This is a genomic window from Larsenimonas suaedae, from assembly GCF_023712105.1.
GTDB lineage: Bacteria > Pseudomonadota > Gammaproteobacteria > Pseudomonadales > Halomonadaceae > Larsenimonas > Larsenimonas suaedae.
Window position 1 is genome coordinate 238,292 of the sequence record NZ_JAMLJI010000002.1, and the last position, 24,345, is coordinate 262,636.

General features: G+C 59.7%; 17 protein-coding genes. 6 read left to right on the forward strand and 11 right to left on the reverse strand.

The features are described from left to right. Positions 1–162 precede the first annotated feature (162 nt). The 9 genes from NAT49_RS07105 to pilM all read right to left on the reverse strand — a co-directional run bounded on the left by NAT49_RS07105 (position 163) and on the right by pilM (position 13,026). Complete coding sequence (locus tag NAT49_RS07105) at positions 163–1,581, reverse strand: FAD-dependent oxidoreductase (protein WP_251592621.1); 1,419 nt, start codon at positions 1,579–1,581, stop codon at positions 163–165. 12 nt (positions 1,582–1,593) lie between these two features. After that, on the reverse strand, positions 1,594–6,048 hold the full coding sequence (gltB, locus tag NAT49_RS07110; RefSeq protein WP_251592626.1) for a glutamate synthase large subunit: 4,455 nt from the start codon (positions 6,046–6,048) through the stop codon (positions 1,594–1,596). 412 nt (positions 6,049–6,460) lie between these two features. After that, the gene (aroB, locus tag NAT49_RS07115; protein WP_251592627.1) at positions 6,461–7,546 is read right to left on the reverse strand and encodes a 3-dehydroquinate synthase; all 1,086 of its coding nucleotides are present in this window, start codon (positions 7,544–7,546) and stop codon (positions 6,461–6,463) included. A 30-nt stretch (positions 7,547–7,576) separates the two neighbouring features. Then, entirely contained in the window at positions 7,577–8,119 is a 543-nt protein-coding gene (gene aroK / locus NAT49_RS07120) for a shikimate kinase AroK (RefSeq protein WP_251592629.1), read from the reverse strand. Then, the gene (locus NAT49_RS07125) at positions 8,119–10,104 is read right to left on the reverse strand and encodes a type IV pilus secretin PilQ (protein ID WP_251592636.1); all 1,986 of its coding nucleotides are present in this window, start codon (positions 10,102–10,104) and stop codon (positions 8,119–8,121) included. The genes aroK and NAT49_RS07125 overlap by 1 nt, the downstream gene beginning before the upstream one ends. A 72-nt stretch (positions 10,105–10,176) precedes the next feature. After that, positions 10,177–10,707, reverse strand: a complete 531-nt coding sequence (locus tag NAT49_RS07130) for a pilus assembly protein PilP (RefSeq protein ID WP_251592638.1) — start codon at positions 10,705–10,707, stop codon at positions 10,177–10,179. Next, the gene (locus NAT49_RS07135; protein ID WP_251592641.1) at positions 10,704–11,375 is read right to left on the reverse strand and encodes a type IV pilus inner membrane component PilO; all 672 of its coding nucleotides are present in this window, start codon (positions 11,373–11,375) and stop codon (positions 10,704–10,706) included. Before NAT49_RS07135 ends, NAT49_RS07130 begins: the two co-directional genes overlap by 4 nt. Then, positions 11,372–11,962 (reverse strand): PilN domain-containing protein, encoded by a 591-nt coding sequence (locus NAT49_RS07140; RefSeq protein WP_251592642.1) that lies wholly within the window; start codon positions 11,960–11,962, stop codon positions 11,372–11,374. The genes NAT49_RS07135 and NAT49_RS07140 overlap by 4 nt, the downstream gene beginning before the upstream one ends. Beyond that, a complete protein-coding gene (pilM, locus tag NAT49_RS07145) occupies positions 11,959–13,026 on the reverse strand; it encodes a type IV pilus assembly protein PilM (RefSeq protein WP_251592644.1) in 1,068 nt (355 codons plus the stop codon). Before pilM ends, NAT49_RS07140 begins: the two co-directional genes overlap by 4 nt. Before the next feature lie 250 nt (positions 13,027–13,276). On the opposite strand from pilM, the gene NAT49_RS07150 reads away from it, so the two are divergent. From NAT49_RS07150 to NAT49_RS07160, 3 genes are all read left to right on the forward strand, one after another. Next, entirely contained in the window at positions 13,277–15,799 is a 2,523-nt protein-coding gene (locus tag NAT49_RS07150; protein ID WP_251592646.1) for a penicillin-binding protein 1A, read from the forward strand. A gap of 60 nt (positions 15,800–15,859) precedes the next feature. Beyond that, on the forward strand, positions 15,860–16,633 hold the full coding sequence (locus tag NAT49_RS07155) for a DUF481 domain-containing protein (RefSeq protein ID WP_251592648.1): 774 nt from the start codon (positions 15,860–15,862) through the stop codon (positions 16,631–16,633). 101 nt (positions 16,634–16,734) lie between these two features. After that, entirely contained in the window at positions 16,735–17,517 is a 783-nt protein-coding gene (locus NAT49_RS07160) for a DUF481 domain-containing protein (protein ID WP_251592650.1), read from the forward strand. Between the two features lie 90 nt (positions 17,518–17,607). Here the strand turns inward: NAT49_RS07160 and NAT49_RS07165 are convergent, their stop codons facing one another. Both NAT49_RS07165 and rpmE read right to left on the reverse strand, forming a co-directional pair. After that, a complete protein-coding gene (locus NAT49_RS07165) occupies positions 17,608–18,879 on the reverse strand; it encodes a malic enzyme-like NAD(P)-binding protein (RefSeq protein WP_251592651.1) in 1,272 nt (423 codons plus the stop codon). Positions 18,880–19,137: 258 nt separating this feature from the next. Beyond that, positions 19,138–19,353, reverse strand: coding sequence for a 50S ribosomal protein L31 (gene rpmE / locus NAT49_RS07170; RefSeq protein WP_251592653.1), 216 nt, complete (start codon positions 19,351–19,353; stop codon positions 19,138–19,140). 175 nt (positions 19,354–19,528) lie between these two features. Between rpmE and NAT49_RS07175 the strand changes: the two genes are divergently transcribed. From NAT49_RS07175 to NAT49_RS07185, 3 genes are all read left to right on the forward strand, one after another. Continuing rightward, positions 19,529–21,763 carry a primosomal protein N' gene (locus NAT49_RS07175; protein WP_251592655.1) on the forward strand — a complete coding sequence of 745 codons (2,235 nt, stop codon included), beginning with the start codon at positions 19,529–19,531 and terminating at the stop codon, positions 21,761–21,763. A 149-nt stretch (positions 21,764–21,912) separates the two neighbouring features. Further along, positions 21,913–23,598: an arginine--tRNA ligase gene (gene argS, locus NAT49_RS07180; protein WP_251592657.1), complete on the forward strand. Its 1,686-nt coding sequence runs from the start codon at positions 21,913–21,915 to the stop codon at positions 23,596–23,598. After that, complete coding sequence (locus NAT49_RS07185) at positions 23,599–24,294, forward strand: SPOR domain-containing protein (protein ID WP_251592659.1); 696 nt, start codon at positions 23,599–23,601, stop codon at positions 24,292–24,294. The last annotated feature ends 51 nt before the right edge of the window (positions 24,295–24,345 follow it).

Genomic DNA, 24,345 nt, shown 5'->3' on the forward strand with positions numbered 1-24,345 from the left:
ACTTTTACTACCATTGTTATCACTCATCTGCGTTATCGGCCATTTCTTTGTACGCTTAATATACTGACGTCATTCCCTCTTTCGAGCTAGGCCGGACTGTGCATAAAAAAGGCTGCCTCTAAGGCAGCCTTTAAAACCATCCATCTTACATCCTGGCCGCTATCACACCCCAAGGTAATCAAGAATGCCTTCTGCAGCCTGGCGCCCTTCGTAAACCGCCGTCACTACAAGATCAGAACCGCGGACCATATCACCGCCAGCGAAGATCTTTTCGTTGGAGGTCTGATAGGCATATTCACCTTGCTCAGGCGCAGTCACGCGGCCGCGGTCATCGACATCGACCCGTGCGCCCTTGAACCACTCAGCCGGGCTCGCCTGAAAGCCAAACGCTATTACCACGGCGTCACACGCAATGATCTCTTCAGAACCGGGCACGACTTCGGCACGACGACGCCCGCGCTCATCCGGCTCACCCATACGGGTGCGCACAAGCTTTACGCCTTCGACCTTCTCATCACCCACGACCGCAACAGGCTGACGGTTGAACAGGAACTCGACGCCTTCCTCACGCGCATTGGCCACTTCGCGCTTGGAACCGGGCATGTTGGCCTCATCGCGGCGATAGGCACAGATCACACGATCAGCCCCTTGACGAATGGAGGTGCGGTTGCAGTCCATTGCCGTATCGCCCCCGCCGAGCACCACCACGCGCTGCCCCTGCATCGAGACGTAGTCGGCGGGGTTGGCCTCAAAGCCCAGATTGTGATTGATGTTGGCAATCAGAAAATCCAGCGCCTTGTGAACCCCCGGAAGCTGCTCGCCGGGGAACCCGCCTTCCATGTACTTGTAGGTCCCCATCCCCATGAATACCGCATCAAACTCGTCAACCAGTTCGTCGATGGTGATGTCCGTACCAATGTCGGTATTGAGCCGGAATTCGACGCCCATCTCTTCAAGCACACTACGACGGCGCTTCATGACGTGTTTTTCGAGCTTGAACTCGGGGATACCGAAGGTCAGCAGACCGCCGATCTCGGGGTAGCGGTCAAACACGACCGGTGTTACGCCATTTCGAACCAGAACATCAGCACAACCAAGCCCGGCAGGCCCCGCACCGATTACGGCCACACGCTTGTCGGTCTTCTCGACACCGCTCATGTCGGGCCGCCAGCCCATTGCGAACGCGGTATCGGTGATGTATTTCTCAACCGAGCCGATGGTGACGGCGCCGAAGCCATCATTGAGGGTACAGTCGCCTTCACAGAGTCGGTCCTGCGGACAGACCCGACCACACACCTCCGGCAAGGAGTTGGTACGGTGTGAAAGCTCTGCCGCCTCGAGAATGTTGCCCTCGGACACCAGCTTCAGCCAGTTCGGAATGTAGTTGTGCACCGGGCACTTCCATTCACAGTACGGGTTGCCACAGTGCAGGCAGCGATGCGCCTGGTTGGCCGCTTCCTGCGGGCGAAACGGCTCATAGATTTCGGCAAATTCCTGAGCACGCCGGCGCGCGTCGCGCTTTGCGGGATCCTGGCGGCCGACATCGATGAACTGGAAATCGTTGGATAATCGTTCACTCATCTTTCTATCTCCTTATTCCGGACGACGACGCGACTCGGCCAATAGACCGTTCAAGCTGGCCGCCTTGGGCTTGACCAGCCAGAAATGGCGCACATAGTCGGAAAAATCATCCAGGATCTCAGCGCCCCAGCGTGACCCCGTCTCTTCGACGTAGGCGGAAATCACCTCACGCAAGTGGCGACGGTAAGCCTCCATTGCCTCGGTATTGACGCGATGAATTTCCACCAATTCATGGTTGTAGCGGTCGACGAAATTGCGATTCAAGTCGAGCACATAGGCAAAGCCGCCGGTCATTCCGGCACCGAAGTTGAGCCCGGTTTCACCCAGCACACACACCAGACCACCGGTCATGTACTCGCAGCAGTGATCGCCTGCACCTTCGATCACGGCGTGCGCGCCTGAGTTACGCACCCCAAAACGCTCACCGGCAGTCCCTGAGGCATAAAGCGTGCCGCCTGTGGCTCCATAGAGACAGGTGTTGCCGATGATCGCGGTATCCTGGCTCTTGAACAGACTTTCCTTCGGCGGCGTCACCACAAGCTTGCCCCCGTTCATGCCCTTGCCGACGTAATCGTTGGCATCGCCTTCGAGGTACATGTTGAGCCCGCGCGCGTTCCAGACACCAAAGCTTTGGCCGCTGACACCGCTTAGTCGCAGTGTGATCGGTGCATCCTCAAGCCCCGCCTCTCCATAGCGCTTGGCGATGTAGCCTGAGATCATTGCCCCGACGGAGCGGTCGCAGTTGGTCACACTGAAGCTGAATTCGCCACCGGCCTTGGCATCGATCGAGGCACGAAGTGCATCCAGGATTTCGTGGTTCTTGGCCCCTTTGTCATGCGGGTCATTGCGATCATGCGTGCAGTACTGCGGTGCGTCTTTCGACACCCAGTCGTTTTGAAGAAGCGACTCGAGATTGAGCTTGCCGTGAGACACCGTCGTGCCCTCGATCTTCTCAAGCAGATCCGTACGCCCGATAAGGTCGGTCAACTGAGTAACACCAAGCATCGCCATCAGCTCGCGCACCTCTTCTGCAATGAAGCGGAAGTAGTGCTTGACCATGTCGACCGTGCCGCGGAAATGCTCATCGCGCAGCGCCTTGTGCTGCGTGGCAACACCGGTGGCACAGTTGTTCAAGTGGCAGATACGCAAGTACTTGCAGCCAAGCGCGACCATCGGTGCGGTTCCGAACCCGAAACTTTCGGCGCCGAGGATAGCGGCTTTGATTACATCGAGCCCGGTCTTCAGGCCGCCATCGGTCTGAAGCCGAATCTTGTCACGCAAACCGTTGATTCGAAGCGCCTGATGCACTTCAGGCAAGCCCAGTTCCCAGGGGCTTCCTGCGTGCTTGATCGACGTCAGCGGGCTGGCCGCCGTACCGCCGTCGTACCCCGAGACCGTCACCAGATCCGCATAGGCCTTGGCCACGCCTGTCGCGATGGTGCCAATGCCGGGCTCCGACACCAGTTTGACCGAAATCTGAGCCGTGGGATTGACCTGCTTCAGATCGAAAATGAGCTGCGCCAGATCCTCGATCGAGTAGATATCGTGGTGCGGCGGCGGCGAAATCAGCGTCACCCCGGGCACGGCGTAGCGAAGCCGCGCGATCAGATCGTTAACCTTGCCACCGGGCAACTGACCGCCCTCACCGGGCTTGGCGCCCTGCGCCACCTTGATCTGGAGAACTTCGGCGTTGACCAGATAGGCAGGCGTCACGCCAAAGCGGCCGGACGCGATCTGCTTGATCTTGGAGCTCTTGATCGTGCCGTAGCGGGCGGGGTCTTCACCACCCTCACCGGAGTTGGAACGCCCACCCGTCTCATTCATCGCCTGCGCCAGCGCCTCATGCGCCTCCGGCGACAATGCACCAAGTGACATGCCTGCGCTGTCAAAGCGCGGCAGAAGCGCTTCGACCGGCTCGACGTCTTCGATCGGTACAGCATGCTCACCGGGCTTCAGGTTCAGAAGGTCGCGAATGGTCGCAACCGGCCGCTCATTGACGAGCTTGGCGAACGCCTTCCACTTTTGGTAATCACCCTGCTGAACCGCCTGCTGCAGTACAGTGACGACATCGGGGTTATAGGCATGATACTCATAGCCGTGAACGTACTTGAGCAAACCGCCGTGGCGCGTTGACTTGCGCGGAATCCACGCATCCTTCGCCAGCAGCTCCTGCTGCATCTGGATTTCGGCAAAGCCGGTCCCCTCGATGCGTGACGCCATGCCCGGGAAACACATGCCCATCACGTCGGAGTCGAGCCCGACGGCCTCGAACAGGAGTGCGCCGCGATAAGAAGCAATGTGGGAAATACCCATCTTCGACAGAATCTTGAAGATGCCCTTCTGCATGCCGCGGCGATAGTTTTCACGGCCATCGGCCGGATCGCCGAGCACCTCACCGGCACGGTACATGTCGGCCATGACCTGATAGGCCAGATAGGGATAGATCGCTGTCGCACCCACCCCGAACAGCACCGCCATCTGGTGCGCGTCGCGGGCGTAGCCGGTCTCGACAATCAGATTGACGCGGGGCCGCAGAGCCTTCTTGGCAAGGTGGTGATGCACCGCCCCGACTGCCAGAGCCGGATGAATCGGGAGCTGCCCCTTTTCAAGGCCCAGATCGCTTAGCACCAGAAGGACCTTGCCATTACGCGCTGCGTGCTCGGCGGTTTCACACAAGCCTTCGAGCGCCTGCTTGAGACCTTGGTGCGCCGGGTCGTAGAGCATCGAGAACCGCTCACACTCAAGCCCTGATGAGCTTTGAGTGGTCATTGCAGTGAACTTGCGTGGCGACAGAATCGGGGTGGTCAAGACCAGCCGATGAGCGTGTTCGGGCGAGGCCTGGAACACGTTCATTTCAGCGCCCAGACAGGTTTCGAGCGACATCACGATCGACTCACGGATCGGGTCGATCGGCGGATTCGTGACCTGCGCAAACTTTTGACGGAAATAATCGCTTAAAAGCCTGGGCTGACGAGACAAGACCGCCATCGGCGTATCGTCTCCCATCGAGCCCACCGCCTCCTGGCCGGCCTCGGCCAGCGGACGAAGTACCTGGTCACGCTCTTCGAAGCTGACCAGGAACATCTTCTCGTAGACCTTGAGCTGGTCGGCATCCATCGGTTGAAAACGCGCAAGTTCAGTCAAGGCGGATTCTAGATAGTTGGCCTGCTCCTTGAGCCACGTCTTGTAGGGGTAGGACGCCTTCAGGCGTTCATCGATATCGTGCGTGTGCAGCACTTCGCCGGTTTCTGTGTCTACCGACAGAATCTGACCGGGGCCAACACGGCCCTTGGCCACCACATCTTCCGGCTTGTAGCTCCAGACGCCGATTTCAGAGGAAAGCGTGATGTAGCCGTTACGAGTCATGAGCCAGCGCGCCGGACGCAGCCCGTTTCGATCGAGCATACAGACCGCGTGACGCCCGTCGGTCAATACGATGCCGGCCGGCCCGTCCCAGGCTTCCATGTGCATGGAGTTGTATTCATAGAAGGCCTTTAGCTGACCATCCATGGTTTCAACGTTCTGCCAGGCCGGCGGCACCATCAACCGCACGGCTTTGTAAAGATCCATGCCACCGGTTAGAAGCACTTCCAGCATGTTATCCATGCTCGAGGAATCCGACCCCGTCGTGTTGACGATTTCATTGAGCTCCTGAATGTCGCTCAAATGCTCGTTGACGAAGTTTTCCTTGCGTGCGTTGGCCCAGCTTCGGTTGGCCTCGATCGTGTTGATCTCGCCGTTATGCGCCATGAATCGAAACGGTTGAGCCAGGTGCCAGCGCGGCGCGGTATTGGTCGAAAAACGCTGGTGAAAAACGCAGATCGATGTGGTCAGGCGCTCATCGCTCAGATCCGGATAGAACGTGCTCAGATCCACCGGCATCATCAGCCCTTTATAGGAGATGACCTTGGAGGAGAGCGAACAAATATAGAACTCGTCGTCAGAGGCGAGCTTTTCCTCGGCGTGACGGCGCGCCATGAACAAGTCGACATTGAACGCCATGTCATCGCTTCGCGCGTCGTTGGGCGCAACGAACAGCTGCCGAATGCGTGGCTGGCAGTCGCGAGCAATCGGGCCACAGACGTCGGAATCGACCGGCACGTCGCGCCAGCCGTGGACCAAGATCCCACGGGCGGTCAGCTCGTTTTCGAGCACCGCGCGCGCATGCGCTTCCTTTTGATCGTCGTTCGGAAAAAAGACACAGCCGACAGCGTACTGGGCTCCAAGCGTTTCACCGAGGGCCTCTTCGGCCTTGGCGCGCATGAAGGCGTCCGGCATCTTGATCAAAAGACCACACCCATCGCCGGTTTTACCATCGGAGTTAATGCCGCCACGGTGGGTCATGCAGGTCAGCGATTCGATTGCGGTCTGTAGCAGATGATGACTGGCCTGTCCTTCCATATGCGCAATAAGGCCAAAGCCACAGTTGTCACGGAACTCGCCAGGCCGGTGTAGACCTCTCATCATGGGCGTGCCTCTCATCAAAATGGTTGTATCCAGTAATATTCAGAGTTATTCTTAAAGGTTTTTTGTTATTCACAAGCTGTACGTAGACGCTTGATTCTTACTACCAAAAAGGGGGTTGAGCTTACCCGCACAAGCCAATTCAGCGCAAACAGCTTTTCCTTCCCCTTCCCCAAACCCTCTTAAAAACCATAAGTTACGTGGCAATCTCGCCTAAAAACCCTTTCATGTCAGCCTGTTAGCCCTAAAAACATTAAAAAAAACTAACTTATACTTTGGTATCATAAAGATACTCCGACCCATACAGATTGTGCATACGCCATGCCAATACACGAATGAACTCACTTTAAAGCTGCCCGAAAAAGGCACAAAAAAGGCTGCCCGAAGGCAGCCTCTTGTTACCACAGTCTTTTTTCTACCGCTTGGGAAAGTGATCGATCGTTGCCTCGATCATCGACTCAGGCGCCTCTTCAGTAACTCGCGCCTCACCCAGTGCGGGCAGCAGTACTAACCGCAACCGATCGCTGATGTTTTTCTTGTCGAGCCGCATCAACTCGATAAAGCGTGTGGTATCGACGCTCGCTGGCGCCTCAACCGGCAGACCCGCCGATTCCAGAAGCCGCTTAACGCGCGAGACATCGTCGTCGTCGAGCCACTCAAGCGAACGCGAAAGCGTGGCTGCCATCAGCATACCGACGCTTACGGCCTCGCCATGCAACCACGCACCGTAGCCCAGCGCATTTTCGATCGCATGACCAAACGTGTGGCCCAGATTGAGAATCGCTCGCACGCCCTGCTCGGTTTCATCCTCATGCACGACGTCGGCCTTGATCTGACAGCTTTGAACGATCACTTCCGTCAGGACGCTGGCGTCATAGGCGCGAATATCATCCATTCGGGCCTCGAGATATTCGAGAAACGTGGCGTCATAAATCAAACCGTACTTGATCACCTCGGCAAGCCCTGCCGAGAACTCACGGTCGGGCAGCGTTTCAAGCGTGGCGGTATCGGCCAACACGACCCGTGGCTGCCAGAACGCACCGATCATGTTCTTGCCACGCGGATGATTGATGCCCGTTTTACCCCCAACCGAGGAGTCCACCTGAGACAGCAGCGTGGTCGGGATCTGGATGAACTCCACACCGCGTTGATAGGTCGCAGCCGCGAATCCCGTCACATCACCGATCACGCCGCCACCGAGTGCAATCAGCGTGCAGCGCCGGTTGAACCCTTGCTCCAGCAAGGCGTCCCAGATGAGAGAAGCGCTGTCCAGGCTCTTGTGCTGCTCGCCATCAGGGAGGATGACCTCACTCACAACCATATGATCAGGCAGCATCGCCTTGACCTTATCAAGATACAGCGGCGCGACGGTTTCATTGGTGACGATCATCACCTGACGTCCGCCGATGTAGGGCGCCAGTAGCTCCTGACGCTCCAAAAGGTTGGGCCCGACATGAATCGGATAACTTCGTGTATCGAGATCGACCGTAAGCGTCTGCATCACATTATCCTTATAACGTCCGTTGATCCGCTAGGTTTCCTGATTGAGCGACCCGACGTACTGCAATACCTCGCGCCTGATCGCCGCAATGACATGGCGCGGGCTTCGGCGGTCCGTCGAAATCACAAGATCGGCTGTAGATCGATACATGGGTTCGCGCTCGTGCATGAGCGCCCTGAGCTTTGCCGCCGGGTCAGCGCACTGCAACAAGGGCCGGTTGCGATCGCGCGCGGTTCGTCGAACAAGCTGCTCGACCGAGGCGCGCAGGTAGATGACCACACCACGCTCACGCAACATCTGCCGATTGGACTCACGCAGGATGGCGCCACCCCCGGTTGCCATGACGATGTCCTGGCGGCGGGTCAGCCGGTCGATCACCTGGGTTTCGCGGTCGCGAAAGCCGGACTCGCCTTCGACGTCGAAAATCCAGGGGATATTGCAGCCGCATCGACGCTCGATCTCGTGATCGCTGTCATAGAAAACACGATGCAACTCGGCCGCCAATAGGCGGCCGATCGTACTTTTTCCCGTGCCCATGGGCCCGATAAGAAAGATGTTGGGTAGCTCTTGCATCAGCGGAACGTCAAACTGTCATCGATGATTTTAGGTGTTATGAACACGAGCAATTCTACCTTTGAATTCGATTCCTCGGTATAGCGAAACAGCTGCCCCAACAGGGGAATATCACCAAGGAAAGGGGTCTTGTACAGGTTTCTCAACTGCTCTGTGGACAGAATACCCCCCAAGACGACCGTTTCGCCATCATTTACCAATACTTGGGTCTGAATTTCATTGGTATCGATGGCCGGCGCCCCGCCATACTGCGTATTCGATACATCATCATTTTTGATCTGAAGGTCCATGATGATGCGGTTATCCGGCGTCACCTGCGGCGTCACTTCAAGCGCAAGCACTGCCTCCTTGAACTCCACATTGGTCGCACCGCTGGAGGTGGCCTCCTGATAGGGAATCTCCTGCCCCTGCTTGATGATCGCCTTGCGCTGATTGGCCGTGATGACTTTCGGCTGGGAAATGGTCTGACTCTTGCCTTCTGTTTCAAGCGCGTTCAACTCGAGATCGAGCAGGACATCGCCTGACAGATATCCGAAGCTGAACGAGGTCGAGGGCGCCACGCTGTCGCCCAGATCGACCGCCAACCCGCCCAACGCAGTCGTGCCACTAGACGCACCGGTAAGGTCGAATTTTCCATTGGATGGGCCGCTTGACGCACCCCAGCGCACGCCGAGTTCATTGGTCACGCTTTCCCGAGCGATGACGATGCGCGCCTCGATCTGAACCTGCCGCACCGGCACATCCAGCCGTGATACCGTTTGACGGATCTCGGCCAGCTGCTCACGCGTGTCGCGAATCAAGAGCGTGTTGGTGCGCTGATCGACCATGACCCGCCCTCGCGGCGACAACAGCCCCATGCCCTCCTCACCCCTTAGCAGCAACGCCATGTCATCCGCCTTTGCATAGCGAATCTGCAGATAGTCCATCGCAAGTTCGGCGGTCTGCTCGAGCCCTTGATCGGCGGCAATGCGGCGCTGGGTCATGCTTACAAGCTCATCGGCGGGCGCCACCATCAATACATTGCCGTCCTGGCGGCTCGAGAGCCCCTTGCTTTTCAAAATGATATCAAGCGCCTGTTGCCATGGGACGTTTTGTAGATTAAGCGTCACGCTGCCCTGAACGCTGTCGCTGACAACCAGGTTCACCCCCCCTTCCTCCGCCAGAAGAGAGAGCGCCTCACGCACATTGATCGAGCTGAAGTTCAGGGTCACCCGCGGCCCGCCGTCGCGCTCGCTACCGCGCTCAAGCGGAGCCGAACCGCTGCCGGCCGGCCCGATTTCAAGAAAGACCGTCCGGCCCTGCTGGGTCAAAAAGGGCTTCCCTCCCCGGTGAGCCACATCCACCATAACGCCGCCGTCGATCTGGCGCGGCGTAACGCGCTCGACCGGCGTCCCAAAGTCGCTCACATCAAGTGTTTGATCCCAGACCGCGGGCAAACGCACGCCCGGCAGAAAGACACGGGCGTGACCCGCGTCACTTTCAAGACGCGCCCCGCCCGCACCGGCCGACACCTGCACCTCAAGCAGCCCATCACGGCCCTGACCACGCTTGAAATCGATCGAGGTAATGCGCGAGACAGTCGCGTCACGGCCTTCCGGGTTCGACGCCGACAATGTGATATCGAGCGTTTGACCGTTTTGACGCATCTCTGCGTTATAAGGGCGCGCAGCCGTCACGATCATTCGAAGGCGCTGCCCATCATCGAAGAGTTCGGCGCGATCGAGATCGAAGCGCTTGATCGGCACCTGCCGACGATCAAGTGCCGACGACGTATCCTTGAAATCGAACACGAGCCGCTCGGGGTCGCTCAGCGTAAAGCGCTCCGGCCGGGGTGGGGCGCCATCGAAGGTAAGCGTCAGACGAACCGTGCCGTCACCGCTTGAAACGACCTTCATGTCCTCGAGAGTGGCCGCCCAGGCACTGCCCGCCCCGCCGCTCACCACCAGGACGAGCAAAATAGAAAGCGTGCGGTACAGTTTTGCCATTAAATGTCTCATGTCCTTCTCTCATCGTTACGGAGCATGTAGTTACGGAGCATGTAGTTACCGGGCGCGTCGTTAAGGCGCATTGGCATCCGGTGCATCGACCGACAGGCTGCGCATCATCGGTACCGACCGGCCTTGCTCATCGGTTCTGAATTCACGAACCGTCAGCACACGCATCGAGATCGACACCACCTGCCCTTCATGTTTACCGAGGTACTCACCGACCTTGACCCGCGCCATCTGGCCATCGGGCGTTTCCACCAGTGCCGTCACACCTGCCCGACTGACAAGCGCCCCCGCGTACCGAAGACTCTCCAGCGCATACGCCTCCAGCGGCTCCCTCGGTCGTTGAGTGTCACGCGAAAGATTCGGTTTCGACCCGCTGTCTGGCACAGTGGCTGCAGGCTCTCTGGCAAACGGGCTTCGACCGTTCGGGTCATACGGTGGCACATCGTAGATCGGCATTTCAGGCAGCGCCGCGACATGCCCCTTGGGCGTATCGCGCAGAGTATCAAGGCGCGTTTCAAGTTCGGATACATCAGCCCCTCCACAACCGGCCATCAGAAGCACCAGCCCCAGAACTCCCCATATGCGTGCGGTCATGGACTGCCCCCCTCAGTCTCGCCGCTGGCCTGGTAGCGATAGGTCTTGGCCAATACGTTCAAGACCAGCGGCGCGCCTGGGCCCAATTCGCCACCGTCCGCGGTTTTTTTCTCGAGGGTGAAATCATGAAGGGTCACGATGCGGGGCAGACGTGAAATATCGGTAATAAATGCCGCCAAATGGTGGTATTGGCCTTCAACCCGGATCGATAGCGGCTGCTCGGTATAAAACGGATGGCGCGTGGGCGCCTCCAGACGAATGAAATCCATCGACAACTGATGAGCGCGTGCAACTTCACTGATGTCGTCCAAAAGCGCCGGCATTTCAGCGTCCGTCGGTAACATGCCGATCAATCGCGACATCTTGTCGTTGAGTTCATCCATCTGCAGCTTGAGAAGTGGCAGGTTCGCAGCCTGAAACGCCCGCAATTCGAACGAGGACAGTTTTTGCGCCTCCTCGGCATTAAGTGCCTCAAGCTCCTGCTCTGTTCCCGCGACCAAAAGGGTGTTCATCGCAAACCAAATCACCCCGACCACCAGCACACACACCACACCCTTGATGCTTGAGGGCCAGTTGCCGGCGCCGGCAAGCTCAAGGTCGGATTTTTCCATGGCCTTGATCTGACGCCATTGATCGACCCAGAAGGCACGTGTCATCACCGGTTTCATCGCGCACCTCCCGACTCATTGGACGCCTGCCCTGGCGCCTCGGTCAGCGTCATCTGGACATTGAACTGACGCGGGCCCGCCGCGGAATCGGCCTTTACGTCCTGGAGCATGGGGTCGGAAAATACGGAACTGCGCCCGAAGGCGCGGAGCTGTTCTGAAATCTGGCGGTTGCTCGGCGCATTGCCGCGCAGTTTCAACGTGTTCTGCGTGCGAACGAGCTGCTCGTAGACCACGCCGTCCTGCAAGGTATCCTTGAGCGCTGAAAACAGCGACGCCGAGATCGGGCGGCGCTTTTGCAAACTGGAGATGAGCTCGATCTGCTGATTCATGCTGACGCGCCGCGCCTCGAGGTCGTTGACGGAGCGAATATCGTGCTCGAGCAGTTCAGTACGGCGATCGATGTACTCAAGGCGTGCCTCCTGGTTTGCCACCTCACTTTGGAGCACGCACCATTCAAGCCCGGCCACGCCACAGCCAAGCACGACGGCCACCAGCAGCGCACGCGTGAATCGACGCGTTCGGCGCTCACGAAGCGACTCCCGCCAGGGCATGAGGTTGATATCGACCAGCCGACCCTGAGTATTCATGGCTCGATATCCTTAAGTGCCAGGCCGCAGGCGGTCATCATGGCGGTGCCATCCTTGCCAAGCGCCTTGATATCGACCTGACGCCCAAGCTGCATATCCGCGAACGGGTTGGCAAAGACCACGTCCAGACCGCTTTCCCGGGCAAGCGCTTCCTTGAAGCCTGAAAGATGGCACCCGCCGCCACACAGGATCAGGCGAGCTATCTCGTGGGCGCCGGCCGCCGAGTAATACAGCTTGAGCGAGCGCAGCGCCTGCTGCACCAAAGACGTCCTGAACGGCCCGAGAAGACGTTCCTCGTAACGGTCAAGCTCTCCGGTCTTCTTGGCGATACCGGCTTCCTCGAACGTCAGCTTGTAGCCTTGCCGAATCTCATCGGTCAGCTGGCGTCCGCCCATGACAATGTCTCGGGTATATACGATGCGGCCGGCACGCATGACATGAAAGCTCGTCATCGAGGCCCCGCAGTCAAGTACAGCCTCGGTGGTGTGTTCGAATGCCTCCTGCGGCATGGTCTTCGGTAATAGAGTTCGGTAGGCTCGTTCCATGGCGAACCCTTCGATATCGACGGCTGCAGGCGTAAGCCCGGCCTGACTTATCGCCGTGGTCAACAGCTCGACATCCTGTAGGCGACAGGCCACCAGCATGATGTCCTGCTGATCGGGGTAGCGGTGATGGGGCCCGAGACGCTGAAAGTCGAAGGCCACCTCGCTGAACGGATAGGGAATATGCTTGTCTGAATCCAGCGCTATGCGCGACTCGATATCATCGTCGGTGAACGAGGCCGGAAGTTGAATGACCTTGGTGATGGCTGCGGATACCGGCAAGGCAACCACGGCGCGGCTGGTACTGGGTGAGGCGTGATCGAGGGCACGCTTGAGTGTCATGACCACCTCATCCATATCCCGGATGCGGCGCTCGACCACGGCACGATCCGGAACCGGACGCACGGCGTAGCTTTCCACCTGGAGCCGGCCGCCCTGGCGGGAAAGCTCGATCAGTTTGACAGTGGCCGAGGTAATATCGATGCCAAGTAACCCCTGGCCCTTTTTTTTGAACCGAAGCACAGGCCATTCCCCAACAGGTTCGAGTGCGTGGTCGCACTCTGCGTATAACAAATCGGAAGGGGATCAACGTCCGATGAATACAGAATCAGCCGCCTCGGCCAGGCGCCACGATGGCAGCGCGCCCTGCAATTATGGTAGCGCCCCCTGCAATGCTGGCCGCTGACCTTCTCGCTCCTTATAATGGCCGGGCTGTGGATCGCTCCATCCATCCTGGCATGACCGCCTCCCCAAACGACGGACTGCGTTTTTCATGAAGTTTTTCAGACGTTTCGTTTTCCGAACTCTCTTCTTTGTGCTGTCTTTAACGGCAGGCGTCGCCCTGTCTGTAACCGGCGCCGCGATATACTTTGCCCCCGGCCTGCCCGATGTTCATCAGCTGCAGGACTACCAGCTCGAGATGCCGCTGAGGGTGTTCACCGACGACGGCAAGATGATCGGCGAGTTCGGCTCACAGCGTCGTCAACTGGTGCACTACGATGACATGCCCAAGGAAATGGTCGAGGCCCTGATGGCCGCCGAGGACTCCGGATTCTTCCACCACCCGGGCATCGACCCCAAGGGGCTTCTGCGCGCCTTCGTGCAGCTTGGCGTCAGCGGCGACATCCAGTCCGGCGGCAGCACCATTACCATGCAGGTGGCGCGAAACTATCTGCTGACTCTCGATCAAACCTTCACCCGCAAGATTCGGGAAATCCTGCTGTCGCTTCAGATGGAGCAAATTCTGAGCAAGCATCAGATCATGGAGCTCTACGTCAACAAGATTTATCTGGGTCAGGGCGCCTACGGCATTGGCGCGGCCTCCCAGACCTACTTCGACAAGCCCATTGGCGAGCTGTCCCTGCCCCAGATGGCAACCATTGCAGGCCTGCCCAAAGCGCCCTCGAGCCTGAATCCGGTTTCAAACCCGAGCCGCTCGCTGATTCGCCGCAACTGGATTCTGCTGCGCATGAAGGAGCTCGGGTACATCGACGATGCGCGCTACCAGAAAGCCGTCAATACACCGATCGAAGTGGCGCGTCACGAAGACGATACCGACGTCAAGGCGCCCTATATTGCCGAGATGGCGCGTCAATACGCCGTGGAGCATTTCGGCAACAAGGCCTACACCGGCGGCTATCAAATCACCACCACCATCGACAGCAAACAGCAGACCGAGGCCCGCCAGGCACTGGTCAAGGGACTGATCGACTACGATACCCGCCATGGCTGGCGCGGCGTGGAGCGAAAGGACATTCCCCAGCGGCTGGCCGAGGCCCAAAGCAGCACCGACCGACGCGGCCTCGAAGAGGAGCTCTCGGCCTCGCCTGAAGTCGAGCAAACCGCACGTCAGGCCGCCGAGCGCAGCCAGACCACGGTCTCGGGCATTGATGGCGATGTCAGTAACTGGGTCAATGTGCTGGAAGATACGCCCACCTACGGCCCGCTCGAACCGGCTATCGTCATCAACAACGACGGCAAGCAGATGCGCGTTCTGACCAAGCGAAACGGCGTCGTTACCCTGCCCTGGCAAGGGCTCAGCTGGGCACGCGAATTCAAGAGCACCAAGTGGCGCGGCCCGGCACCGACATCGGCCAGCGACATCGCCCATCGAGGCGACCTGATTCGCGTCATGAAGCAGGAGGATCACTGGCGCCTGGCGCAGGTGCCCGACGCCGAATCCGCCATTGTGGTGCTCGACCCACAAAGTGGTGCCGTACGTGCGCTTCAAGGCGGTTTCAATTTCCGGCACAGCGAGTTCAACCGCGCCACACAGGCACGCCGACAGGCAGGCTCGAACTTCAAGCCATTCATCTATTTGAGCGCATTGGAAAATGGCGGCATGACGCCCGGCACCATCATCAACGACGCGCCCATTGTGCAAGGGGGGCCGAAAGATGGCTGGCGCCCGGAGAACGCCGAGCGTAACTTCCTCGGCCCAACCCGACTCCGCGTTGGTCTTTATAGATCCCGCAACCTGGTGTCGGTCAGAACGCTCGACGCCACAGGGATCGACGTCACGATCCAGCTGCTCGAGAAGATGGGCTTCAAGAAGGAACAGCTTCCACACGGCCTGTCGCTCGCGCTTGGCAGCGCGTCCATCAGCCCGCTGGAGCTTGCAAGAGGCTATGCCGAGATTGCCAACGGCGGCTACCGCATCACGCCCTGGTTCATCCAGCGCGTCCAAAAAGGCGATGACGGCGAGAACCTCCTGGACACCACGCCCGCGCCGGTAGCGTGCCCTGAATGCGACCCGACCCAGAACACGGTCGAGTTCAACGGCCGTCTTCATCCGGTCGCCGAACGCATCGCCTCCGAGGACGCGGTCTACATGCTGAGAAGCATGATGGAAGACGTCATCAACAAGGGCACCGGCCACGCCGCCCAGTCGCTTGGTCGCGATGATCTTGCCGGCAAGACCGGTACCAGTAACGATCAGCGCGACGCCTGGTTCTCAGGCTTCAACAGCGATCTCGTAGCCTCTGTCTGGGTAGGCAAGGATTCCAACGAAACCACCGGCGAGTACGGCGCTCAAGCCGCACTCCCGATCTGGATGGACTTCATGGGCAAGGCGCTTTCAGGGACACCTTCAGCAAAGATGCCGCGTCCGGACGACATCGTGACCGCGCGCATCGACCCGACCACCGGCAAGCGTCTTCATGATGGCGACCCCGGCGGCGTGTCCGAAATCTTTCCCAAGGATCGCCTGCCGCCCTATCAGGAGCGCGCCGTACAGCCGGAACTCGAAGACCAGAGTGGGTCTCAGGGCACCGGCAGCTATGACGCCATTTTCTGATCACGCCACGCCACCGCCGTTTGCGGCGGTGGCGGTCTTCTCTCAAAAGATACCGATGCCATGCTAAAGCCTTTACCCCATCATGCCCTGCCAGGCTTATGGCTCGTTGTCGCCGGCCTGGGCGTGGCCGCCTCATCGGCGCATGCCGAAGACAATCTGTTCTACGCCCCACCGCCAGCGGCTGATGAAAGCAGCGGCATCAGCGGCAAGGCAGAGCTCGGCTACACCAGCCTTTCCGGCAACAGCAACAGTGAAACACTGCTCGCCAAGGGCTCGTTGAGCTGGTACACGGGCCCCTGGACGCGCACGCTCAGAGCCGAAACAAAACGCGTCGAGGACAGCGGCAACGTCAGCACGGAAGAGTATCTGCTTGGGGCCCGCCAGCGGTTGTCGCTCGAAGGCCCGCACTATCTTTTCAACCTGGCGCGCTGGAACAAGGAGCGCTTTTCGGGGTATGACTACCAGGCCACGGTCATCGCGGGCTACGGTCGTCAAATTCTTGATTCAAGCCCCCACCATCTGTCGCTCGAGACTGGTCCGGGCTATCGCCGAGATGCCTGGGAAAGCGGCAGCGACCGCGACCTTCTGGTGGCCTACGGGGCACTGGACTACGAATACGAGCTGTCCGAAAGCGCCACCTTCGAGCAGCAGCTCTCGACCGAGGCCACAATCGACAACGTTATCTCGCGCTCCTACAGCGCCATTTCCGTGCCGCTCAATGACAATCTGGCACTAAAATTTTCCCATGAAATCAAAAACAACAGTAATCCGCCCGACGAGGCCGATGTGGATACCGACACCACGACCGCCGCTTCGATTCTTTACAATTTTTGATCATTGCTTGCGCGTGACCACGATAGAGTACCGAGGACGATGGACTGCATGTCTGTCCAACCCTCAACCCGTACTTACTTGCCTTCGTGTAGAGACCACCCATGATCACCCGCGTCACGCGCTTTTATCTGACCACACTCTCCTTCATGACGCTGAGCCTGATGCTCGCCGCCCCGTCCGCCTCCGCTCGTGATGACATCGATTTCTCGGACACCTTTCAAACCATCGATCACCATGACCAGGATGGCTTCGATGGCAGTGCCGAACTGGGTTACACCCGACTAACCGGCAACAGTGAAAGCGAGACTCTGCTGGCAAAGCTCACCGGCACCTGGTATCGCGACGCCTGGACCTATAGCCTTCACGGCGAGACCACCAGCGCAAGCGAAGACGGCGAACAATCTGCCGAGGAATATATTCTTTCCGGCCGCTCGCGCTATAACCTCGACATCGACAACTACCTCTTCGGCCTGCTGCGCTGGGACAAGGACCGCTTCAGCGGCTACGACTCCCAGACGACGCTTGCAGGCGGCTACGGCCGACAGCTGCTCGACACCGACACTCAGTCCCTGACCCTCGAGGCGGGCCCCGGTGTTCGCCACGACATCTACAATAATGGCGATGTCGAAAATCTGCCGCTGGCGTATGGGGCCCTCGATTACAAATGGAAAGTGTCCGATACGGCTGCCTTCCTGCAGGACTTCACCGCAGAAGGCACTCGTGAAAACGTGATCGGCCGCTCGAGCACGGCCTTGCAGGTGGCCATCAACGACACGCTGTCGCTCAAGGTCTCCTACGACATCGAGCACAACACCAACCCGCCGGAAGACGCCGAAGAGCAGACCGACACCAAGACAGCGGTCTCACTGGTGTATGGCGTCTGATACCCACGCCATCTGACACGAACCCCACGCCCAACCATGAAAAAGCCCGCCTAATGGCGGGCTTTTCGATAAAGGTGTCATCGGCTCGGTTTATGAGGCGTAGACGTCTTCAATGCGCTTTAGCGGGTAGTGCGCCGGGAACGGCTTGGTCGCGGCCCCTGAATCGACCGCGGCCTGGGCAACGGCGCTCGACACGCGATCAAGCAAACGCGCATCAAGCGGCGTTGGAATGATGTAGCCTGGGCCGAACTCGAGTGATTCCACCTCATAAGCATCGAGCACGTCCTGAGTCACCGGCTCGCGTGCCAGATCCTTGAGCGCGTGCACGGCCGCCACTTTCATGTCCTCGTTGATCTCACTCGCCCGCACATCCAGCGCGCCCCGGAAGATGAACGGGAACCCGAGCACGTTATTGACCTGATTCGGATAATCCGAGCGACCGGTAGCCATGATCACGTCATCGCGGGCCGCGTGCGCGACGTCTGGATGAATTTCCGGGTCCGGATTTGAGCAGGCGAACACCACAGGCGTTGCCGCCATGGTTTTAAGCTGCTCGGCGCTCAGAAGGTTAGGCCCGGACAGCCCGAGAAACACATCCGCCCCGTCAATGGCATCACTTAACGTGCGCTGTTCAGTCTCGGTGGCGAACATGGCCTTGTACGGATTCAGATCGGCACGCCCGGAATGAATAACACCCTTGCTGTCGAGCATCGTCATGTTCTCGGCGCGCGCACCGCAGGCGATCAAGAGCTTCATGCAGGCAATCGCCGCCGACCCCGCGCCGAGACAGACAATCCTCGCCTCCTCGATGTGCTTGCCGGCAATCGACAGCGCGTTCAAAAGTCCGGCCGCCGTCACGATCGCGGTGCCATGCTGGTCATCATGAAAGACCGGGATACTGCACCGCTCCTTGAGCGCCTGTTCGATCTCGAAACACTCGGGCGCCTTGATGTCCTCAAGATTGATGCCGCCGAAGGTATCGGCAATACGTGCCACGGTATCGATGAACGCCTGCGGGCTTTCCGAGTCGACTTCGATGTCGATGGCATTGATGCCGGCAAAGCGCTTGAACAGCACCCCCTTGCCTTCCATGACCGGCTTGCTGGCAAGCGGCCCGAGGTTGCCAAGCCCGAGAATGGCCGAGCCGTTGGAGATGACCGCGACAAGGTTGCCCTTGCCGGTATAGAGGTAGGCGTTTTCGGGATCCTTGGCGATTTCACGGACCGGCTCCGCCACGCCCGGGCTATACGCCAGTGCCAAATGCTTCGACGTTACCGTCGGCTTGGTCACTTCGATGGAAAGTTTTCCCGGAATCGGCTTGGCATGGTAGTCCAGTGCCGCTTGCTTTTTTGAATCGCTCATAGAGGTCGTCGCCTGCTTGTCGTCGCGTTTGTCAGTTCAGAATATATGAAAACACCACACGGCAACAACTTCGCTAACTTACCGCCACAAAAGGATTTTTACCCATCAGAAGAGCGTTATGAGTGCACCACCCAGCCATAACAACGACCTTATCGAACGCCTCTTTTTGAACGTTAAAAAAGCACGCTCACGATGATTTGGGCATAAAAAAACCCGCCATCGGCGGGTTTTTCAGACAGAGCCTTTCGTGCTCACGTCTTAGCCACGCTTCATCGCAGCACCGAAACGCTTGTTGAAGCGCTCGACGCGGCCACCGGTGGTCGCCTGTTTCTGCTTGCCGGTGTAGAACGGGTGGCACTGAGAGCAAACGTCAAGAGAGAACTCGCCCTTGGATGTGGTGCCGATGTCAAAAGTGGCGCCGCAGGAGCAGGTGACGTTTACGTGATTGTATTCAGGATGAATAGACTGTTTCATGGTGTTGACCTCGTCGAATATGCCGCCACCTGATCGATATGCCAGGCACCGCATACGTCAATTGGAAGATAAAGGTCCCGGTCTGCAGGATGCCATCTCGCGTGGAGTATGTTTTACTCATGCAGACCCAGAAGGCCGCATAGTCTAGCAGCTCTTATTCCCCGAGGCCACATCTTTGCAACAGCCCGCCACCGCCGCACGCATCCTCGAGATCGCGGTACCGACGCCCCTGAGACGCACCTTCGATTACCTGCCGGGACCACACGTGCCGGCCAATGGCTGGCACGCCGGCATGCGCGTCAAGATAAGCTTCGGCCATCGCGACGCCGTCGGCATCGTTGTTGCCACCAAATCCGAAAGTGCCCTGCCTGCCGGCAAGCTCAAGGCCATCAAGGACGTGATCGACCAGGCGCCGCTGCCGGCGGACTGGCTGGCGCTGTGTCGGTTTACCGCGCGCTATTATCAGCACAGCCTTGGCGACACACTCTTTCAGGCTCTGCCGGTCCTGTTGCGCCAGGGACGCGCGCTAGAAGCCCGCACGCGAGAGCGATGGTCGCTGACCGCCAAGGGGCACGCCACCACCGCCGATGCACTGGGCCGAGCCTATAAACAGGCCGAACTTCTCGAGATGCTGCGTCTTCACCGGCGCGGGATGGTGTCCTCGGCGATCACGGCGCAGGGTTTTACCCGAGCACAGCTGGACGCATTAGGTGCCAAGGGGCTGATCGAGGGTACGGTCGAGCAAGCCATTGCGCCGGCACGTGAGCACAGCGACATCCTCGCCGAGCCCTCGCTTACGCTCAATCGTGAGCAGACCGACGCGCTCGCCACCCTCCACACGGGACTTGGAACCTTCTTTCCAACGCTGCTTCACGGGGTGACCGGCAGCGGCAAGACCGAGGTCTACCTTCAGCTGATCGACGCCGTACTGCGGCGCCAGCAGCAGGCACTGGTACTGATTCCCGAGATCGGCCTGACGCCTCAGACGCTTGCCCGCTTCGAGCGTCGGTTCAGCGTGCCAATCGTGACGCTGCATTCCGGCATGAACGACGCTGAACGACTGGACGCCTGGGAAGCTGCCCGTGCCGGGCGCGCCCGAATCATCATCGGAACCCGCTCGGCGATCTTTACGCCCATGGCCGCGCCCGGGGTGATCATTGTCGACGAAGAGCACGACGACTCCTTCAAACAGCAGGACGGACTTCGCTACCACGCTCGCGACCTGGCGCTCTTTCGCGCCCAGACGCATGACGTCCCCGTAGTGCTCGGCAGCGCCACACCTTCGCTGACCACGCTCAATCATGCGCGTCAGGGGCGCTATCACCACATTCACCTGCGCCAACGTGCGGGCGAAAGCGCTCAGGCCGCGCTCGAACTGCTGGACGTCCGCGCTCGGCCGCTGGAAGGCGGATTATGTCCGCAAGCGCTCGAGGCGATTTCAGCCCAGCTCGAGCAAAAGCGTCAGGTGCTTATCTTCATTAACCGGCGCGGTTACGCCCCAACGCTTTCGTGCCACCAGTGCGGATGGTTGGCCGAGTGCCCGCGTTGCGATGCACGCCTGACCCTACACCGTCACCCACCACAGCTGATCTGTCATCACTGCGATTACCATACCCGCCTGCCGGATGCCTGCCCCTCGTGTGCAAGCGCCGATCTGCGCCCGCTCGGCAGCGGCACCGAGCGCGCCGAAGACGCGCTCGTCAGCGCGTTTCCCGAGACCCCGGTCATTCGCGTCGACCGCGACAGCACCCGACGCAAGGACGCGCTCGCCCAGACCTTCGAGAAAATTCACAAGGGCGAGCCGTGTCTGCTGGTCGGTACCCAAATGCTCGCCAAGGGCCACCATTTCCCACACATCACGCTGGTGGTGGTGGTCAACGCCGATGGCGGGCTCTACAGCGCCGACTTTCGCGCACTCGAAACCAGCGCGCAGCTGCTGACACAGGTCGCCGGACGCGCTGGCCGCGCCGAGCATCCAGGGCGGGTACTGATTCAAACCCACCACCCGGACGATCAGAACCTGCTGTGCTTGGTGCAGGAAGGCTACGACACCCTGGCCGACAACCTGCTCGAAGAGCGACGCCAGGCCCAGCTCCCGCCGTTCAGGCACATGGTGCTGCTGCGCGGTGAAAGCGCCCACCTCGACCTGCTCACGACCGTGCTGGAGACGGTGAGCCAAGAGCTTCGCGCCTGGCTCGGCGAACACGCACGCCCCGTCGACTGCCTCGGCCCGGTGCCGGCGCCCATGGAGCGCCGCCAGGGGCGCTATCACATGCACCTGATGCTGATGAGCGCGCACCGAGCGCCGCTCCACGACGCGGCGGCGTGGCTTGCCAATGCCCTTGAACACCGGCCCGAGGCACGTCGGTTCAAGTGGTCACTGGACGTCGATCCGGTGGGACTTGATTGAGCGCGGGCTTTGACACAGCGGCTGCTTGATTGATAATGGCGGGTTCTCGAACCCGATACTGCGGCCATGGCACACCGGTCATGGCGCATCTGCCGTCATTTCTGACACCACAGGTGAGTCGGCCTCACCAGGACCTTTGATCGAATTCCATGAAAGAGACGATTCTCGCACTGCTTACCGCCGCGCTCGACGCCCTCAAGGAACGCGGAACACTGCCCGCCGATGTAGCGCCTGACATCAAGATCGAAGCGACCAAGGACAAGGCGCACGGCGATTACGCCACCAATCTGGCGCTGATGCTTTCAAAGCCCGCGGGACTTAAACCGCGCGAGCTGGCTCAGGCCCTGATCGATGCCCTGCCTGAAAGCCAGGCCATCTCGCAGGTCGATATCGCAGGGCCGGGCTTTATCAACTTCTTTGCCAACACCGAGGCCGCCGCGGAAATCATTCGCACCGTACTCGATGAGGGCGAGCGCTTCGGTCACAACACCCAGGGCAATGACGAAGCCGTGCAGGTCGAATTCGTCTCGGCCAACCCGACCGGCCCGCTGCACGTGGGCCACGGTCGCGGTGCGGCCATCGGTGACAGCCTCTGCCGGCTGCTCGCTGTCAACGGCTACGACGTTACCCGCGAGTTCTATTACAACGACGCCGGCGCCCAGATCGACAATCTGGCGCTGTCGGTGGCCGCTCGGGTCAAGGGGCTCGAGCCCTCCGACCCCGCCTGGCCGCAGGACGGCTACCGCGGTGAATACATCAAGGACGTCGCCCGCGCCTACTTGAACGGCGAGACCGTCAAGGCCGGCGACCGCGAGACCACCGCCAAGGGGGATCGCGACGACATCCAGGCCATTCGCGAGTTCGCGGTGGCGTATCTTCGCCGCGAACAGGATCTGGACCTGCGGGCGTTCGGCGTCGAGTTCGACGTCTACTTCCTCGAATCCTCGCTCTACCGCGATGGCAAGGTCGAGGCCACCGTCGAGCGCTTGATCGACAACGGCTACACCTACGAATCCGATGGCGCACTGTGGCTCAAGACCACCGAGTTCGGCGATGACAAGGACCGCGTCATGCGCAAGCGTGAAGGCGGCTACACCTACTTCCTACCGGACGTCGCCTACCATCACGACAAGTGGAACCGCGGCTTCAAGACGGTCATCAACGAACAGGGCGCCGACCACCACTCAACGATCACCCGCGTGCGCGCAGGCCTTCAGGCGCTTGAGACCGGCATCCCCGAAGGCTTTCCGGAGTACGTGCTTCACCAGATGGTGCTGGTCACCCGCTCAGGCGTTGAGGTCAAGATTTCGAAACGCGCCGGCAGCTACGTCACGCTTCGTGACCTGATCGATGAGGTGGGCCGCGACGCCACGCGCTACTTCCTGATCGCGCGCGCCGCCACGTCTCAAATGACGTTTGATATCGATCTGGCCCGCTCCCAGACCAATGACAACCCGGTCTACTACATCCAGTACGCCCACGCCCGCGTATGCAGCGTGCTGCGCAAGGCCGAGCGTGAAGGCGTGCAGTTCGATCAAGCCCGCGGGCTTGCACAGCTTTCGCTTTTGACCGAGGAGCGCGAGAAGGATCTGATGAATCGACTCGCCGCCTATCCGGAACTGATCGCCCGCGCCGCCAGGGCGCGTGAGCCGTATCAGGTTGCACAGTACCTGCAGGAGCTGGCCGGCGAATTCCATTCCTACTACAACGCGGTGAAGGTCATGGTCGAGGACGACGCGCTCAGGGATGCGCGTTTGACGCTGGGCGTTGCCGTACGGCAGGTCCTGGCCAACGGCCTTGGCATTCTGGGAGTCAGCGCCCCCGAGGAGATGTAAATGGCTCGCACGCCCAGTAAGAAAAGCGCCCCCCAGTCACGCAAGGGGGCGTCCAGCCGCGGCGCTCAGAAGAAAAAACCGATCACCGGCCCGTTGATCCCGGGCTGGCTCTGGGCGGCCTTCGGCATCGTCGGCGGCTTCGCCTTCGCCTACTACCTGATGCACGACGACGGCAGCCAGACAACGCCAGCCAAACCGTCGGAGCCCGCCTCGGTCATCGCGAAGCCGGTCGATAGAAGTGCGGCGAAAAACGCGGCGTCTTCTAATGCCGCCGAAAACAGCGGCGACGAGGAAAAAATGCCCTCGTTCGATTTCTACACTCTGCTGCCGGAAACCGAAGTGGTCGCACCTGACGTCAAAACCTATCGTTCAACGCCTAAAACGCCCGAGCCTGAACCGAGCAAGCAGGCGCAGACGACACAAAAGCGTACGGAAAAGCCCACGGCAACCCTCGAGTCCGGGCAGACCTACCTGCTTCAGGCCGCCTCGTTTCAGTCCAAAAAGGACGCTCAGAAGCTTGCCGACAAGCTCAAGAACCTCGGCATCATCATTCAGCTCACCACCGTCACCACGGCAGACAACACCACCTGGTACCGCGTTCAGGCCGGCCCCTACAAGGATGGCAACGAGCTTGCGCGTGCTCAGGGCCTGATGCAGACCCAGGGCATTACGCCGCTGGTCATGAAACAGAAATGATCCGGGTGGGGCCATCGCCCCACCCTCGGCTTGAGTTCCGGGTACATCGAC

Excerpts from the sequence above, each read along its gene's own strand:
- NAT49_RS07105 (WP_251592621.1), bottom strand. The coding sequence starts at position 1,581 with ATGAGTGAACGATTATCCAACGATTTCCAGTTCATCGATGTCGGCCGC.
- gltB (WP_251592626.1), bottom strand. The coding sequence starts at position 6,048 with ATGATGAGAGGTCTACACCGGCCTGGCGAGTTCCGTGACAACTGTGGC.
- aroB (WP_251592627.1), bottom strand. The coding sequence starts at position 7,546 with ATGCAGACGCTTACGGTCGATCTCGATACACGAAGTTATCCGATTCAT.
- aroK (WP_251592629.1), bottom strand. The coding sequence starts at position 8,119 with ATGCAAGAGCTACCCAACATCTTTCTTATCGGGCCCATGGGCACGGGA.
- NAT49_RS07125 (WP_251592636.1), bottom strand. The coding sequence starts at position 10,104 with ATGGCAAAACTGTACCGCACGCTTTCTATTTTGCTCGTCCTGGTGGTG.
- NAT49_RS07130 (WP_251592638.1), bottom strand. The coding sequence starts at position 10,707 with ATGACCGCACGCATATGGGGAGTTCTGGGGCTGGTGCTTCTGATGGCC.
- NAT49_RS07135 (WP_251592641.1), bottom strand. The coding sequence starts at position 11,375 with ATGAAACCGGTGATGACACGTGCCTTCTGGGTCGATCAATGGCGTCAG.
- NAT49_RS07140 (WP_251592642.1), bottom strand. The coding sequence starts at position 11,962 with ATGAATACTCAGGGTCGGCTGGTCGATATCAACCTCATGCCCTGGCGG.
- NAT49_RS07150 (WP_251592646.1), top strand. The coding sequence starts at position 13,277 with ATGAAGTTTTTCAGACGTTTCGTTTTCCGAACTCTCTTCTTTGTGCTG.
- NAT49_RS07155 (WP_251592648.1), top strand. The coding sequence starts at position 15,860 with ATGCTAAAGCCTTTACCCCATCATGCCCTGCCAGGCTTATGGCTCGTT.
- NAT49_RS07160 (WP_251592650.1), top strand. The coding sequence starts at position 16,735 with ATGATCACCCGCGTCACGCGCTTTTATCTGACCACACTCTCCTTCATG.
- NAT49_RS07165 (WP_251592651.1), bottom strand. The coding sequence starts at position 18,879 with ATGAGCGATTCAAAAAAGCAAGCGGCACTGGACTACCATGCCAAGCCG.
- rpmE (WP_251592653.1), bottom strand. The coding sequence starts at position 19,353 with ATGAAACAGTCTATTCATCCTGAATACAATCACGTAAACGTCACCTGC.
- argS (WP_251592657.1), top strand. The coding sequence starts at position 21,913 with ATGAAAGAGACGATTCTCGCACTGCTTACCGCCGCGCTCGACGCCCTC.
- NAT49_RS07185 (WP_251592659.1), top strand. The coding sequence starts at position 23,599 with ATGGCTCGCACGCCCAGTAAGAAAAGCGCCCCCCAGTCACGCAAGGGG.